Source organism: Streptomyces sp. NPDC059900 (assembly GCF_050270335.1).
Classification (GTDB): domain Bacteria; phylum Actinomycetota; class Actinomycetes; order Streptomycetales; family Streptomycetaceae; genus Streptomyces.
This window is the reverse complement of record NZ_JBNNJZ010000992.1, coordinates 1,239-1,817: the sequence shown is the minus strand read 5'-3', so window position 1 is coordinate 1,817 and position 579 is coordinate 1,239. Positions and strand designations below refer to the sequence as shown.

1 protein-coding gene is annotated in these 579 nt (G+C 69.1%); it reads left to right on the top strand.

The genetic code is table 11. The features are described 5' to 3' along the window. Positions 1-156 precede the first annotated feature (156 nt). Positions 157-579: cation diffusion facilitator family transporter (locus ACQKIP_RS46545; protein ID WP_427745772.1), on the top strand; the 423-nt coding region annotated here is incomplete at its 3' end.

Genomic DNA, 579 nt, shown 5'->3' with positions numbered 1-579 from the left:
CGCCGAAGCCGGACCGTGAGATGTGCGGGCCAGAGCGGGCCATCGGCCCTGCTCGGCAACGACGGCTCCGGCACGTCTGGAGCCGCACCCGCGGGGTACTCGACGACGTGTCGTTTACAGCAAGCACCCTTGAGACCCCCGGAACTGCGAGGCCTGATGACCGCCAAGCCGCCGACCGAGCAAGCGTCGAGCATCCCGACGTCGGGCGAGCGAGCGCCAAGCCGGCAGGCCGAGGGCCACAAGTCCTCGAAGGACCAGAAGACGAAGATCACTGTGTGGGTGGCGCTCGCCGCGAACCTGGTCATCGCCCTGGCCAAGGTCGCGGGCGGACTGTTCGCGGGCTCACCCGCGCTTCTCTCCGAGGCGGCACACTCGATCGCCGACAGCATGAACGAGGTGTTCCTGCTGGCCGCGCTGCGCCGCAGCCGTAAACCGGCCGACCCGCAACACCCCTTCGGCTACGGCAAGGAACGCTTCTTCTGGGCGCTGCTCGCCGCCGTCGGCATCTTCGTCACCGGCGGCTGCTTCTCGATCTTCCAGGGCGTCGAGGCGCTGCGCTCCGAGAGCTCCGAGACCACG